The 13,440-nt window shown below is 63.9% G+C and carries 11 protein-coding genes and 1 riboswitch; of the genes, 9 read left to right on the plus strand and 2 right to left on the minus strand.

Features of this window, described 5'->3' with window-relative positions:
- Nucleotides 1-160: 160 nt before the first annotated feature.
- On the plus strand, nt 161-802 hold the full coding sequence (locus DESPIG_RS13920; RefSeq protein ID WP_147588972.1) for a hypothetical protein: 642 nt from the start codon (nt 161-163) through the stop codon (nt 800-802).
- A 78-nt stretch (nt 803-880) separates the two neighbouring features.
- Here DESPIG_RS13920 and DESPIG_RS12230 read toward each other — a convergent pair whose 3' ends face one another.
- Nucleotides 881-1,666, minus strand: coding sequence for an AMIN domain-containing protein (locus DESPIG_RS12230; protein WP_006009264.1), 786 nt, complete (start codon nt 1,664-1,666; stop codon nt 881-883).
- Between the two features lie 237 nt (nt 1,667-1,903).
- Here DESPIG_RS12230 and DESPIG_RS12235 point away from each other — a divergent pair, with 237 nt between their 5' ends.
- The 3 genes from DESPIG_RS12235 (at nt 1,904) to DESPIG_RS12245 (ending at nt 4,495) form a co-directional block, all read left to right on the plus strand.
- Nucleotides 1,904-2,269, plus strand: a complete 366-nt coding sequence (locus DESPIG_RS12235; RefSeq protein ID WP_246118330.1) for a hydrogenase maturation nickel metallochaperone HypA — start codon at nt 1,904-1,906, stop codon at nt 2,267-2,269.
- 70 nt (nt 2,270-2,339) lie between these two features.
- Nucleotides 2,340-2,993 (plus strand): hydrogenase nickel incorporation protein HypB, encoded by a 654-nt coding sequence (gene hypB, locus DESPIG_RS12240; protein WP_006009267.1) that lies wholly within the window; start codon nt 2,340-2,342, stop codon nt 2,991-2,993.
- Nucleotides 2,994-3,159: 166 nt separating this feature from the next.
- A riboswitch (Fluoride riboswitch) is annotated at nt 3,160-3,221 on the plus strand.
- A gap of 74 nt (nt 3,222-3,295) precedes the next feature.
- On the plus strand, nt 3,296-4,495 hold the full coding sequence (locus tag DESPIG_RS12245) for an MFS transporter (RefSeq protein ID WP_006009270.1): 1,200 nt from the start codon (nt 3,296-3,298) through the stop codon (nt 4,493-4,495).
- Between the two features lie 191 nt (nt 4,496-4,686).
- Here the strand turns inward: DESPIG_RS12245 and DESPIG_RS12250 are convergent, their stop codons facing one another.
- A complete protein-coding gene (locus DESPIG_RS12250) occupies nt 4,687-5,670 on the minus strand; it encodes a hypothetical protein (protein ID WP_040370161.1) in 984 nt (327 codons plus the stop codon).
- A 259-nt stretch (nt 5,671-5,929) separates the two neighbouring features.
- Here DESPIG_RS12250 and DESPIG_RS12255 point away from each other — a divergent pair, with 259 nt between their 5' ends.
- The 5 genes from DESPIG_RS12255 (at nt 5,930) to hydF (ending at nt 12,815) form a co-directional block, all read left to right on the plus strand.
- On the plus strand, nt 5,930-6,670 hold the full coding sequence (locus DESPIG_RS12255) for an SPOR domain-containing protein (protein WP_006009274.1): 741 nt from the start codon (nt 5,930-5,932) through the stop codon (nt 6,668-6,670).
- A 304-nt stretch (nt 6,671-6,974) separates the two neighbouring features.
- The gene (locus tag DESPIG_RS12260) at nt 6,975-8,417 is read left to right on the plus strand and encodes a 4Fe-4S dicluster domain-containing protein (protein ID WP_006009278.1); all 1,443 of its coding nucleotides are present in this window, start codon (nt 6,975-6,977) and stop codon (nt 8,415-8,417) included.
- A 294-nt stretch (nt 8,418-8,711) separates the two neighbouring features.
- A complete protein-coding gene (hydG, locus tag DESPIG_RS12265) occupies nt 8,712-10,130 on the plus strand; it encodes a [FeFe] hydrogenase H-cluster radical SAM maturase HydG (RefSeq protein ID WP_006009282.1) in 1,419 nt (472 codons plus the stop codon).
- Between the two features lie 138 nt (nt 10,131-10,268).
- Nucleotides 10,269-11,306, plus strand: coding sequence for a [FeFe] hydrogenase H-cluster radical SAM maturase HydE (gene hydE / locus DESPIG_RS12270; RefSeq protein WP_006009284.1), 1,038 nt, complete (start codon nt 10,269-10,271; stop codon nt 11,304-11,306).
- A 264-nt stretch (nt 11,307-11,570) separates the two neighbouring features.
- The gene (hydF, locus tag DESPIG_RS12275) at nt 11,571-12,815 is read left to right on the plus strand and encodes a [FeFe] hydrogenase H-cluster maturation GTPase HydF (RefSeq protein WP_040370162.1); all 1,245 of its coding nucleotides are present in this window, start codon (nt 11,571-11,573) and stop codon (nt 12,813-12,815) included.
- Nucleotides 12,816-13,440: the final 625 nt, after the last annotated feature.

A 13,440-nucleotide genomic window follows, 5' to 3' on the forward strand; every position in this document is an offset into this window, starting at 1 on the left:
ATAATAGGTGTCAGCAAGGGCTTGTATATTGATTTTAACTTTAATATGTGATATTTTTTTGGTATAAAAGGAGACTGGAATGAAATTTTGTCGTATGTGTTCCTTTTGTATTATTATGTTTCTGCTATCGGCATGCTCTGCATCATATAATGGTGTACTTATGTCGCAAGTCGATGATATGTATATGCAGAATAAGGATAAAAAATATATTATTATTCCTGCTGATAAGAATATTTCATATGAATCTCTTGAATTTAAAGAGTATTCAAACTATGTTGCAAAGGCAATGAATACGCAAGGATTTCATATAAGTAAAAATATAAATGAAGCTGATGCCGTCGTATTTTTGTTCTATAAAGTAAGTGATCCTCAAACACATATTTATACAGATTATACGCCAGTCTGGGGCCAGACAGGGATACAATCATCATCTACTTATGGTACAGTTAATCCTTACACTGGTAGCTATTCAGCAAATACAACATATATGCCTCAGTATGGTATTACAGGATATGTGCCTGAAGTAAGGACAGTAACAACATATATGAGAGGCATAGCTCTGGATGCCTTTATTCTTAATAAAGGAGAAAAAACTGTAAATCTTGGCCCACAAATGTGGAAGCTTAATGTTGTAAGTTCTGGAAGTAGTGGTATCTTGAGAGATGTTTTTCCTATAATGATTTTTGGAGCAAAAGAGTATATTGGAAAAGATTCAAAACAAAGTGTTGCATTTGAAATTAAGGAAAACGATAAAGAGTTAATTAAATTTATTCGTGGAGATGCCACAGCTACTGCGAATTAAGATAATTGGCTGTAATTACGAAAAACGGCAGGGTCTCGCGGGAGATCCTGCCGTTTTTTATCGTTATGCTGCGGGAAATTACTTGGTCTTGTCCAGACGGATGTCCAGGCGCTTCTTGCCCTTGGTCAGGATGTAGCGGGTCTTGGCCTTGGCGTGCAGGTCGATGACGATGCGGGTATCGCTGCCCTTCTTGCCCAGGCGCACGTCCTTGACCATCTCGCCCTTGGGCACGCCGGGCTCGCTGAGCTTCCAGGTGCCGTGCAGGTCCACCACCACGCGGGCGGGGCTGGTCAGCTCCAGATGCTTGAAGCGGATGGGCGACGAGGCGTCCAGTCGGATGGTGGCGCCGCCGTCACGCACGAAGACCACGAAGTTGGTGATGGTCTGGTTCTTGGGGGCGGGGGCCGCTTTGCGGGGCGCGGGCTGGGGCTTGGGAGCGGGTTTTTCCGCCTTCTTCACCTCTGCCGGAGCCGCAGGAGCCGCAGGAGCGGGCGCCGTGGCCGGCTGGGCCTTTTCGTCATGGGCGGCAGCGGTGAGCGGGGCCGTGCCCGGAGCTGCGGGAGCAGCGCCCCCGGCCGCGGTGGCCGTCGTTTCTTCCCCGGTGTCGAAGGCGAAGCCGCGTTCCACGGCAGCGGGAGAAGGCTTGACCCCGGCAGCGGCCAGCTTTTCACCATCGGCAGGCGTGCCGGGCGTCACGGGCAGGGGGGGCTGGGCAACGGGCTGTGCGGGCGTCACAGGGGCGGAGACGCTGTTGTCGGCAGGGGCCGGGGCGTCGCCGGACTGTCCCATGCGCGTGTTGAGCAGGATGAGCAGCAGGCCAAGGATGATGACCGCGAGGACTATCCAGAGAAAGATCTTGTTCATGCCAGTAGGCTCCTGTGCCTTTGGGCCGTATGTCCGCCGGAAAGTGCCCGGCGGAAGATCACGCGTGGTGATTCGATGCATGTCCGGGCGGGGAAAGATGCCCCCGGCCGGGGCGTGCCATGAGGCCCCGTATGCAGGCACGGCTAAACTCTACATGATTTATGCCGAATGGCAAGATTTGCCAAATCCCTTTACGCGCCGGGGGGTTTGCGCTAGCATCGGCGCACTATGCACGAAATGTCCATCGCACAAAGCATCCTGGACATAGCTCTGGAAGAGATCGCCAAACAGGGCTGTGACCGGCTCGACCTCATCCGTGTGGAATGCGGCGCGCTGGCCGGCGTGGTGCCGGACTCGCTGCAATTCTGTTTCGAGGCCCTGGTGCAGGGCGGGCCGCATGCGGCTGCCCGGCTCGAACTGGTGACCATCCCCCTGTTGTTGCGCTGTTCCGCCTGCGGGCAGACCTTTGGCGGCGAGGGGCAGGAAGCCCTCTGGCAGCCGTGCCCGGCGTGCGGCGCTCTGTCTGGCCACACGGTGGAGCAGGGCAAGGAGCTGCAGATCAGTCATCTGGAAGCCTCCGTCAGCGGGGGCCAGGATTCATAAACCCACGGCCTGCGGCCATGCTGCCGCCAGGCGGGCCCTGAGGAAAGGGCCGGAGTTCCGGGAGGAAACGATGCAAATTCCTGTGGTGCGCAACGTTCTGGAAGCCAATGAGAAGATCGCGGCCAGCGTGCGCGAGAAGCTGCGCGAGCGCAAGATCCTGGCCCTGAACCTGATCTCGTCGCCGGGCGCCGGCAAGACGACCCTGCTGGAACGCACCCTGCATGACCTGGCCGGCGAGTTCCGCATGGCCGTCATCGAAGGCGACCTGCAGACCGACAACGATGCCCGCCGCGTGGCGGCCACGGGCGCCCAGGCCGTGCAGATCAACACCGACGGCGGCTGCCATCTGGACAGCAACATGATCATGACGGCCATGGAGAGCCTGGATCTGGACGGTGTGGACATCCTGTTCATCGAGAACGTGGGCAATCTGGTCTGCCCCGTGGAATTCGACTGCGGCGAAGACGCCAAGGTGGCCCTGCTGAGCGTGACCGAAGGCGACGACAAGCCCGAGAAGTACCCCCTGCTGTTCAACCTGGCCAAGGCCATGGTGCTGAACAAGGTGGACCTGCTGCCCTATGTGGACTTCGACCGCGAACGGGCCCGGGACTTCGCCACCCGCCTCAACAAGGAACTGGCCGTGTTCGAAGTCTCCTGCCGTGACGGTTCCGGTCTGGAAGGCTGGTACCAGTGGCTGCGCGACATGCGCGCCAGCAAGCTGTAAGCCTGGCCCGCATCTTTAGGAATGACAAAGCCCCCTGTACAAGGGGGCTTTTTGTTTTTCCGGCGGACGGGAAATGGCAGCCTGGACGGGGGAGGGCGGTGTGCTGTTCCTCCTGCCGGGGCTGGATGCTGCCCGGAACTTGCGCTCCGGCGCGGGGACTGCTAAGGAAGGTCAAGGGGATGGAGTCCCCCATGAACCGCATGTTTTGCTGATGACTCCTGCCGGACCTGTGTGTCGGCAGGAGTCATTTTTTTGTGCCGCGTATAGGTCTTCCGGCAGCTTCCTTGAAGGAGGGGACGACTATGGGACGTGGCATTTCACCGGCGTTCATTTTTATCCTGCTCATGGGCATCGTCAGCCTGTTCGCGGACATGGCCCACGAAGGGGCGCGCAGCGTGCTGGGGGATTATCTGGGACTGCTCGGGGCTTCCGCGGCCACCGTGGGCCTCGTGGCCGGTCTGGGCGAGTGCCTGGGCTATGCCCTGCGCATGTTCACGGGCATGCTGGCCGACAGGACGCACTTATACTGGCCCATGACCATCGGCGGCTATTGCGTCAACATGCTGGCGATCCCCCTCCTGGCCCTGGTACCCGAGGGCGGCTGGCCGGCGGCAGCGGGGCTCGTCATCGCGGAACGCATCGGCAAGGCCGTCCGCCAGCCGGCCAAGAACACGCTGCTGTCCTTTGCCGCCAGCCGGGAAGGTGTGGGCAGATCGTTCGCCATCCAGGAGTTCCTCGATCAGGTGGGGGCCTTTCTGGGGCCTGTGCTGCTGTTCGCCATCATGACAGGACGCGGCGGGATGTCCGGGCTCGATGCCTATGCCTTGTGCTTTGCCTGTCTGGGGATTCCGGCTCTCATGGCGTTGGTCGTACTGTTGGCCGCACGGCGCAGGTTTCCCGATCCTTCCGCTTTTGAGCCCTCCTCCGTGCGGGCGTCTGCGGCACGCGGTTGTTCCCGGCTTTTTTTGCTCTATCTTGCCGCCTCGTCCCTGCTGGCCTTCGCGTTTGTGGATTTCCCCCTGGTCACGCTCCATGTGTCCCGGGCGGGCCTTCTGGACGGTGCGGGGCTCCCTCTACTGTATGCGCTGGCCATGCTGGCCGATGCTTGTGCGGCCCTGATCTTCGGCTGGCTGTACGACCGTCGGGGATATCGGGTGCTGGGGCCGGTGGCCCTGGCCGGGGCCCTGTTCCCTGTCTTCATCTTCTGGACGGACAGTCTTTGGGGCGTGGCGGTAGGGGCTTGCTTGTGGGGCATGGGCATGGGAGCGCAGGAATCCGTCATGAAGGCCGTGGTGGTCTCCCTTTCGTCCCGGGAACAACGCGCACGCCATTTCGGCATTTTCGAGGCCTGTTTCGGAGTGAGCTGGTTCCTGGGGAGCTGGTGCCTGGGCTGGCTCTACGAAGTTGACCTGCGTGTCATGGCCCTGTGTTCGATGGGGCTCCAGTTACTGGCCTACGCCTTGTACCTGCGGCTGAGCTTCGTTGCGCGGGCCAGCCGCTGAGCTCCGTCCGGCAGGGCCAAGAAGGTCACACGGGGGGGCCGTCCGGTCGACCGCGATGGGAGAACGATGCGGGATTGCCGCTCGCGGCCCGTTAGCCATCCTTCCGGCCTGTCCGCTCCGGCGCGATGGCGCGAAAAAAGCCCCCCTCCCTGTCGGGAGCGGGGCCTTGCATGACAGGTCATCCGTACCTGCTAGAACGAGGCGCTGTACGCGGTCATGTCCACGATGAGGGTGGCGGTGGGACGGCGCACGGTGATGGTGAAGAGCTGCACGTCCTTGCGGGGGGTGTCGCTGATGAGGTCGGGCAGCATGTCGCCGGGGGCCATCATGATGCAGGCGTCGCCGCGCGGGGCGTTCATGAGCATGCCCAGGGCCATGTGCAGGATCTCCATCTGGCGCTTCTGGTCAGCCACGGGCATCTCGGTGAAGTTCATGTCCAGGCCCGGCAGCTCGGCCTGCCAGGGGCGGTAGCCCATGCTGTAAAGGCTGGCCAGCAGGGCGTCCAGGCGCTGGTCGCTGAGCTTCTGGCGCAGTTCCACATGTTCCAGCACCTCGCCGCCGGCCTTGACCGGGAAGGCTTCCACATCGTCATCGCCGGGCGTGTAAGGCGTCAGGCGGGCGGCCCAGACCATGTCGGCAAAGCCCAGGCTGGTCAGCACGGCGCCGCCGTCATCGCGCAGGGGATCCTTTTCCAGCAGGGCGCAGGCGTCCTTCATCAGCATGCCGGGGCGGAACTTGCTCAGGGCACAGACGGGCCGGGCATCTTCCGCGGGCAGCAGGGATTTTTCCGTGCCGTTGATGTGGCTGGTCTTGCCGTCAAGGCCGCGGACCAGCAGGCAGGGATGGTGCTCGCCGCACAGGGTCAGGCTCTGGATGCCGGCCAGGCGGACCTTGCTGAAGTCCCACAGGTACAGGCCCATGTCCATGCGCAGGTCGGCGGTGCCGCCGGGATTGAGCAGCTGGTCCTCGCCGCCGGGCAGGAGGTCGAGGCGGGCATAATTGGCCTGGTTGCCCACGGTGAAGCGGATGCTCAGCAGCTCTTCGGCGCTTTCGTTGCGGATGGTCAGGCTTTTTTCGTCTTCCAGGGTGTCCCGGGCCGCGAAGGCCGGAGAGGACGCGAGCAGGGAGGCGAACACAAGGGTCAGAAAAACAAGAAGACGGCAGGGATGGAACATGTCGGACCTCGTCAGGTTGCAGTCCCGAAGGGCTGGGACGGCACGGCGGCCGTAGTTGGCAGGATCGGGCCGCACAGCAGCGTGCGGCATGCTGTAGGTGTAGCAAAGGCCCGCCGGGGCCGCAAGGCATTGCACGCGGAAGAGGAAGGAGCGGGGCAGGAAGACGGGGCCTTTACGCTGCCCGTCCCGGCTGGTATAGGAATCAGTCGGGCGGGACTGTCCGCCTTTTTCCTAACACGCCGTTTTCCAAGGAGCCGCCATGTCTTCGTCCCGCCGTGCGCAGGATACTTCCCAGCAGACGCCCCCCGCAGGGCTGAAACTGACCCTGCCGGTCCTGGTGACGGCCAGCGTGCTTTTTGTGGCGGCCCTCGTGCTGGCCTATCTTGGCGGTGTGATGACGGGCCGTGCCCAGTGGGCCAGCAGTCTGGAGGAATCCCGTGCGGCCCTGGCCGCTGCCGCTGCCACGGATGGGGAAAAGGAAGAGACCGCCGCCGGTGAGGCCCAGACCGCCGCAGATGCGGAGAGCGCAGAGGACGCGCTGGCCGAGGCCTCGGTACTGGCGGCCTCGGAGCTGCGTTTTTCCCGTGCCTTGCGGGCCGAGCCCGGGGCGCGTCTGGAGCCTGTCTCGCCGCCGCTGCCCGCCGCCCAGGCGCCCAAACCGGCGGCGGAGGGGGGCCCCGCCTATCCGCCCATGCCTCCGGGCATGCAGCCTGCCGTGCCCGCCGGGGAGAAGGCGCCGCCGCCAACGCCCACCGACATGTATGATTTCGTCTTCCAGCTGGGGGCCTTCCGCGATCCCGGCATCGTGGACGACCTGCGCCAGCGCCTGGAGGGGCGCGGCCTGCGTACCCGCATGGAGCGCAGCGGCAAGCTCTATCTGGTGATGGTGGTCATGCGCGGTACGGATGATCGTGCCCGCGAAGTGGAAGCCATCGCCCAGGACATGCATCTGGGCAAGCCGCTCATGCGCAGCCGCAAGCCTGTTCCCGGCCGCCGCTAGGGGGGCGGGCATTTTTCCCGGTCCGCAGGGCCCTCGGCGCCCGTCTTGCAATATGTGAAAATATTCGCTATTATTGCAAATCTTGTTTGTTTAATTAAACAGTCATCCCGGCACGGCGCCCTGCCGTGCATCCTCCTCTCCGTACGTAGCGGCTGCCTCCCGGCTCCGATGCGTCCGGGGAGCCGTTCCTGACCTGTCGCGCCTGCTCGGGGCGCCTGTCCCTGGTGCCGGATGTCCCGGCCATCGCCATACGCCTGTCTTCGGACGAACATCCATCCCGGACGTTCCACCCCAAGGAGAGACCATGCCCGCTACCAAGACTGACAATATGTTGAGTTCGCTGCGCCTCGGCGTCATCGAACGTCTGGCCCTTTCGTTCTGGGCCGGGACCCTGCCGGAAGACGTGGACCGCATCCCCCTGCTGATGCGCCCGCGCGGCAGCGAGATCATGAGCCGTTGCTGCATCTACAAGGACCGCGCCATCCTGCGCGAACGCCTGCGTGCCGCCATGGGTTTCCGCCTCGAGGACGAGACGGATGACTCCATCCCGCTGCGCACCTATGCCGAAGAGGCCCTGGAGCGCAAGGAACCCAACTGGCCCATCCTGACGGTCTGTGACATCGCCTGCCAGGGCTGCATGCGTGCCCGCTACTATGTGACCGACGCCTGCCAGGGCTGCGTGGCGCGTTCCTGTATCGGCAGCTGCCGCTTCGGGGCCATCTCCTTCTCGCGCGGCCGTTCCACCATCGACCCCGAAAAGTGCCGCAACTGCGGCATGTGCATGGACGCCTGTCCCTACCATGCCATCGTGCGTCTCAATGTCCCCTGTGAGGCGGCCTGCCCTGTGCGCGCCATCCACAAGGGCAACAAGGGCCGCGCCGAGATCGACTTTGAAAAGTGCACCAGCTGCGGCCGCTGCATGCGCGCCTGCCCCTTCGGTGCGGTCATGGAGCGCAGCGAAGTGCTGCCCGTGCTCCGTGCCCTGGCCAGCGGCCGCCATGTGACGGCCCTCATGGCCCCGGCCATCGTGGGCCAGTTCTCCGGCGGCCCGGCCCGCATCGTCACGGCCTTGCGCCGTCTGGGCTTCAGCGACGTCATGGAAGTGGCCCTGGGCGCCGACGTGACCTCGCAGCGTGAAGCCGCGGAATTCGTGGAACGCATGGAACGCGGCGATACCTTCATGACCACCTCCTGCTGCCCGGCCTACGTGGAAGCCGTGCGCCGTCACGCGCCCGAGCTCCTGCCCCATGTGTCCGAAACGGCCACGCCCATGCACTATACGGCCGAAATCGCCCGTGAGCGCCATCCCGAGACCGTGACGGTCTTCATCGGTCCCTGCGTGGCCAAGCGCCAGGAAGGCCTGCACGACGAGATGGTGGACTATGTGCTCACCTTCGAAGAAGTGGGCGCCCTGTTCAATGCCCGCGGCATCGTGGTGGAAGAGTGCGAAGAGCACGAGCTGGAGCGCCCCAGCAACGAGGCGCGCGGCTATGCCATCGCGGGCGGCGTGTCCGCCGCTGTGGAAAAGCTGGTGGGCGACCGCTTCGAAGTGCGACCCGTGGCCATCAACGGCCTTTCGCCCCAGGGCCTCAAGAAGTTGCAGTCCTTCGTCAAGGGCGGCTGCCCCGGCAACCTGGTGGAAGTCATGACCTGCGTGGGCGGCTGCGTGGGCGGCGCCGGTGTGGTGATGCCCGCCGCCAAGGGCGCCAAGGCCGTGGAGAACTTTGCCACCAAGGGCAAGGTGTAGGGGAGGGCGGCAGGCGGCCTTCGTGCTGTCCGCCGCTTGACATCCCCGTGAGCCGTGGCTAGTAAATGTGTTACGTTTGAATAAAACATAACACGATTGCAAGCCTCGGGTTTTTTCTCTTCCTGGCAGTCGGGAAAGACCTTTCAGGGGATGCCGGCCCGTCCGGCATCCCCTGCATCGTATGGTGCCCCTTCCTGACCGCCGTCATCCCGTTCATCACGGTGCAGACGCGTCCCTCCAGGCATCCAGCCCTGCTCCTGCTGGCCGCATCCCCCTGCGCCAGAGAGGTTTGCCATGTATGATTCCCATTCCCTGCATGCCGAAGAATTTATAGATCACGATGAGGTGCAGGAAACTCTTGCCTGGGCGTCGGAGCATGCCCGTGATGCCGAGCTCATCGACGGCATCCTTGCCAAAGCCGCGCTCTGCAAGGGCCTGAGCCACCGGGAAGCCTCCGTCCTGCTGGCCTGTGAGCTGCCGGACAGGGTGGAGGCCCTGTACCGGCTGGCCAACCGCATCAAGCACGAGTTCTACGGCAACCGCATCGTCATGTTTGCGCCGCTGTACCTGTCCAATTACTGCGTCAACAGCTGCGTCTACTGCCCCTACCACGCCCGCAACAAGCACATCATCCGCAAAAAGCTGACCCAGGAAGAGGTGGCCAGCGAGGTCATCGCCCTGCAGGACATGGGCCACAAGCGCCTGGCCCTGGAAGCGGGCGAGCACCCCACCATGAACCCCATCAGCTACATCCTCGACTGCATCCGCACCATCTACGGCATCCGCCACAAGAACGGGGCCATCCGCCGCGTCAACGTGAACATCGCGGCCACCACCGTGGAGGAATACCGGATGCTCAAGGATGCGGGCATCGGCACCTACATCCTGTTCCAAGAGACCTACCACAAGCAGAGCTACGAAAAGCTCCATCCCGCGGGCCCCAAGCATGATTATGCCTGGCATACCGAAGCCATGGACCGCGCCATGCAGGGCGGCATCGACGACGTGGGCCTGGGCGTGCTCTTTGGTCTGGAAGGCTACCGTTACGAGTTCGCGGCCCTGCTCATGCACGCCGAGCATCTGGAGGCCGTGCACGGCGTGGGCCCGCACACCATCAGCGTGCCGCGCATCAAGAAGGCCGACGACATCGACCCCGACGTCTTCGACAACGGCATCGACGACGAGACCTTTGCCCGCATCTGCGCCTGTATCCGTGTGGCCGTGCCCTACACCGGCATGATCATCTCCACCCGCGAGAGCCAGGCCGTACGCGAAAAGGTGCTGCCCCTGGGCGTCTCGCAGATCAGCGGCGCGTCCCGTACCAGCGTGGGCGGCTACTGCGAGCCCGAACCCGAGGACGAGAACTCCGCCCAGTTCGACGTCAGCGACCGCCGTACCCTGGACGAAGTGGTCCGCTGGCTCATGGATCAGGGCCACATCCCCAGCTTCTGCACGGCCTGTTACCGCGAGGGCCGCACCGGCGACCGCTTCATGAGCCTGTGCAAGAGCCGCCAGATCCTCAACTGCTGCCACCCCAATGCCCTGCTGACCCTCAAGGAATATCTGCAGGACTACGCCTCGCCCGCCACCCGGGCCGTGGGCCTGGACATGATCGCGAAGGAACTGGACAAGATCCCCAGCGACAAGGTGCGCGCCCGCACCATCCAGTGTCTGGGTGCCATCGAGGCCGGGCAGCGGGACTTCCGCTTCTAGCTTTATCCTTATGCCGGGGCTGTTCCTGTCTTTCGGGAGCGGCCCCGGCTTTTCCCTGGCGTTTGCCGCCTTTTTTCATTTCCATCCATCCCGCCGGGCAGGCCCTTCCTGTCCCGCCCCTTCCCAGGAGATCCCGCCATGCCGGAATCCGCACCATCGTCCCCCGTGGCGGCCAGTCCCGAGGCCGTCTGTTCCTCCGCTGCGTCCGCTTTCATCCCCGCCCTTTCCCGGGCCGAAGTGCGCGAGCTGCTTTTCGACCTGCCCTGGCCGGAATTGCAGGCCCTGGCGCACCAGTGCCGCCTGCGGCACAAGGGGCGGCATGTGCATGTGCGCGGCCTGCTGGAATTTTCCAACGTCTGCCGCCGCAACTGCCGCTATTGCGGCCTGCGCCACGAGAACAGGCAATTGTCCCGCTATAGTCTGTCGGCGGCGGAGCTGCTGCGGGCCGCATCGCAGGCCGTGGCCGCCGGGGTGGACACGCTGGTGCTGCAATCGGGCGAGACGGCCCGTACCCCCCTTTGGCTGGCGCAGGTGGTGCGCGGTCTCAAGGAACGTTTCGGCCTGCCCGTGACCCTGAGCGTGGGCGAGCAACCACGCGAATGGTACGCCCTGTGGCGTGAGGCCGGGGCCGACCGCTTCCTGCTCAAGCACGAGACCGCCGATGCCCGTCTTTATGCCGCCCTGCATCCCGGCTATCGGCTGGCCGACCGGCTGCGGGCCCTTTCCTGGCTGGCGGAGCTGGGCTATGAGGTGGGCTCCGGCTTCATGGTCGGTGTGCCCGGGCAGCGCCCCGAAAGTCTGGTGGACGACATCCTGCTGGTGCGGGACATGCGCGTGGCCATGTGCGGGGCCGGGCCATTCGTGCCCCAGGCCGACACCCCTCTGGGGCGGCAGCCGCGCGGCTCCACGGAGCTGTGTTTGCGGGTCATGGCCGTGCTGCGTCTGGCCCTGCCCTGGGCCAACCTGCCCGCCACCACGGCGCTGGCCAGCCTGCGCCCAGAAGACGGGCAGCGTCAGGGCCTTGCCGCGGGCGGTAACGTGCTCATGCCTTCCTTCACTCCGGCGGCGCGCCGGGCCTCCTACCGCATCTACGACCACAAGGTCGTGGTGGATATGGACGCCGTGCGGCGCGCCATCGCGGGCGCCGGGCTGGAGCATGCGCTGCCGGAAGCCTAGGCAGGGGAGAGCGGGATGTTTTGACGGGGGAGGGGCTGCCGCAAGTGGCCGCGTGATTTGCGGCGGTGCAGTGTTTTCTGTTCTTTCGGTAATGACGGCATGGACAGGTGTCCGTGGCGTTCCTATATCTGGAAAGGAAGGCCGGGAGCGCGGCTGAAGGCATCGTCCTGCCGGCCGTCCCGTATCTTCCGCATCAGGATCTTCAGCATACAAATTATGGAGTGCCGCCCGGCATGACCGGCGGCCAGCATGAAGGAGTTCGGCATGAACGAAAGTCCCAAGGCCCTGCGCCTGCATATCGGTCTGTTCGGGCGGCGCAATGCGGGCAAGTCTTCCTTGCTCAACGCGCTCGTAGGGCAGGACGTGGCCATCGTTTCCCCCACGCCGGGCAGCACGACGGACCCGGTGGAAAAGACGCTGGAGATGGCGCCCCTGGGGCCGGTGGTCTTTCTGGATACGGCCGGACTGGACGATCGGGAGGCCTCGCTGGGCGCCCAGCGGGTGGAGCGCAGCCTGCGGGCCATGCGCCGGGTGGACGTGGCCCTGCTGGTGCTGGACGCTCCCTGCTGGGAGGCTGTAGACGCCGATACCGCCGCCCGTCTGGCCGCTGCGGGCATCCCCTTTGCCGTGGTGGTCAACAGCCGCGGAGCGGCGGCTGCCTGCGATGCGGCATGGCGTCCTGACGGTCTTGCCGCGACGGTCCCCGTGCTGTGGGCTTCGGCCCGGGAAGGCTGGGGGCTGGAAGGCATCCGGGCGGCGCTGGCCCGTCTGGCTCCGGCCGGGGCCTTGAAGCAGCCGCCGCTGGTGCACGATCTGCTGCCGGAGCACGGCACGCTGCTGCTGGTGGTGCCGCTGGATTCCGGGGCGCCGCAGGGCCGCCTCATCCTGCCGCAGGTGCAGACCATCCGGGACAGCCTGGACGGCCGCTGCCTGTGCCTTGTTGTGACGGAAGAGCAGCTGCCGCAGGCCTTTGCCGCCCTGCGTCGACCGCCGGATCTGGTGGTCTGCGATTCGCAGGTGGTGCATGTGGCCGCGCGCCTGACACCGCCGTCCGTGCCCCTGACCACGTTTTCCATCCTCATGGCCCGCGCCAAGGGCGATTTGGTGGCCCTGGCCCGGGGGGCGGCGGCCCTGACCCGTTTGCGTCCCGGACAGACCGTGCTGGTGCAGGAAGCCTGCTCGCACCATGCGCAAAAAGATGACATCGGCCGTGTGAAGATCCCGCGCCTGCTGGCCCGGCTGGCCGGCGGCCCCGTGGAGACCCCCATGCTGGCCGGCAAGGAATTTACCGAATATGCGGGAGACGCGGCCTCCGTGGTACACTGCGGCGCCTGCGCCATCACGCGCGGCCAGATGTTGGCCCGTCTGGATGAAGCCCGGGCCCACGGGCTGCCCATGACCAATTACGGCATGTGCATCTCGCTGGCGCAGGGCGTGCTGGAACGCGTGCTTTCTCCCTTCCCGGAAGCGCTGGCCGCCTGGCGTGCCGAGGCGCACCTGCCGGGATAACCTGTAACCACAGGGCATGCATCATGCCCGGGAGGTCATATGCCTGGACCGTTGTTCGCCGTCATCGGCATCATCGTCATGTTTTTCGCCATGCGCTGGGTCTTCAAGAATGGCGGTTGCGGCTGAATGCCCCGTCGTCCTGCCCCGGGTCCCGGGGAAAAGCGTCTGGAAGAATTTTCCGCCCGGCGCAAGGAGGAAGACCGCTGACCCCTTCGGGAAGGCCCTGCGTAGCCGTCATGCCTGCGTGAGCCTGTCCCTTTTCCCGCTGTCCTGATCTGACGGCAGCGGCTCTCCTGTCCATGTTCCCCGGCCCGTCGTGTCCTGCGACGGGCTTTTTTTGTCTGCGCTTCTCCAGCCCCGTCGTCATGGGGTCTGTCCTTTCCCTGTTTCCATCTTTTGCTAGTCCGGTATGGTCTGCCGCACAGCCGCCGGACCGTGTTTTCCCGTCTGCGGTGGCTTCTGCCTTTTATTCCACCTGCCCGTCCCGGATGTTAAAACCGATATTACCCTTATATCCTGAAGAGATATATGACTTTTTCATTTTGTGGGCCGGAGTGGGGAGTCCTTGACGCCCCGTCCGAAGACGGGGACCTGCCATACCGACCGGAACGAAGTTTTTTCGGGG

It is taken from the genome of Desulfovibrio piger ATCC 29098 (assembly GCF_000156375.1).
Taxonomy (GTDB): Bacteria; Desulfobacterota; Desulfovibrionia; order Desulfovibrionales; family Desulfovibrionaceae; genus Desulfovibrio; species Desulfovibrio piger.

Bases quoted from the DNA above. Each gene is read 5' to 3' on its own strand.
- DESPIG_RS13920 (WP_147588972.1), top strand. From the start codon at position 161: ATGTCGCAAGTCGATGATATGTATATGCAGAATAAGGATAAAAAATAT.
- DESPIG_RS12230 (WP_006009264.1), bottom strand. From the start codon at position 1,666: ATGAACAAGATCTTTCTCTGGATAGTCCTCGCGGTCATCATCCTTGGC.
- DESPIG_RS12235 (WP_246118330.1), top strand. From the start codon at position 1,904: ATGTCCATCGCACAAAGCATCCTGGACATAGCTCTGGAAGAGATCGCC.
- hypB (WP_006009267.1), top strand. From the start codon at position 2,340: ATGCAAATTCCTGTGGTGCGCAACGTTCTGGAAGCCAATGAGAAGATC.
- DESPIG_RS12245 (WP_006009270.1), top strand. From the start codon at position 3,296: ATGGGACGTGGCATTTCACCGGCGTTCATTTTTATCCTGCTCATGGGC.
- DESPIG_RS12250 (WP_040370161.1), bottom strand. From the start codon at position 5,670: ATGTTCCATCCCTGCCGTCTTCTTGTTTTTCTGACCCTTGTGTTCGCC.
- DESPIG_RS12255 (WP_006009274.1), top strand. From the start codon at position 5,930: ATGTCTTCGTCCCGCCGTGCGCAGGATACTTCCCAGCAGACGCCCCCC.
- DESPIG_RS12260 (WP_006009278.1), top strand. From the start codon at position 6,975: ATGCCCGCTACCAAGACTGACAATATGTTGAGTTCGCTGCGCCTCGGC.
- hydG (WP_006009282.1), top strand. From the start codon at position 8,712: ATGTATGATTCCCATTCCCTGCATGCCGAAGAATTTATAGATCACGAT.
- hydE (WP_006009284.1), top strand. From the start codon at position 10,269: ATGCCGGAATCCGCACCATCGTCCCCCGTGGCGGCCAGTCCCGAGGCC.
- hydF (WP_040370162.1), top strand. From the start codon at position 11,571: ATGAACGAAAGTCCCAAGGCCCTGCGCCTGCATATCGGTCTGTTCGGG.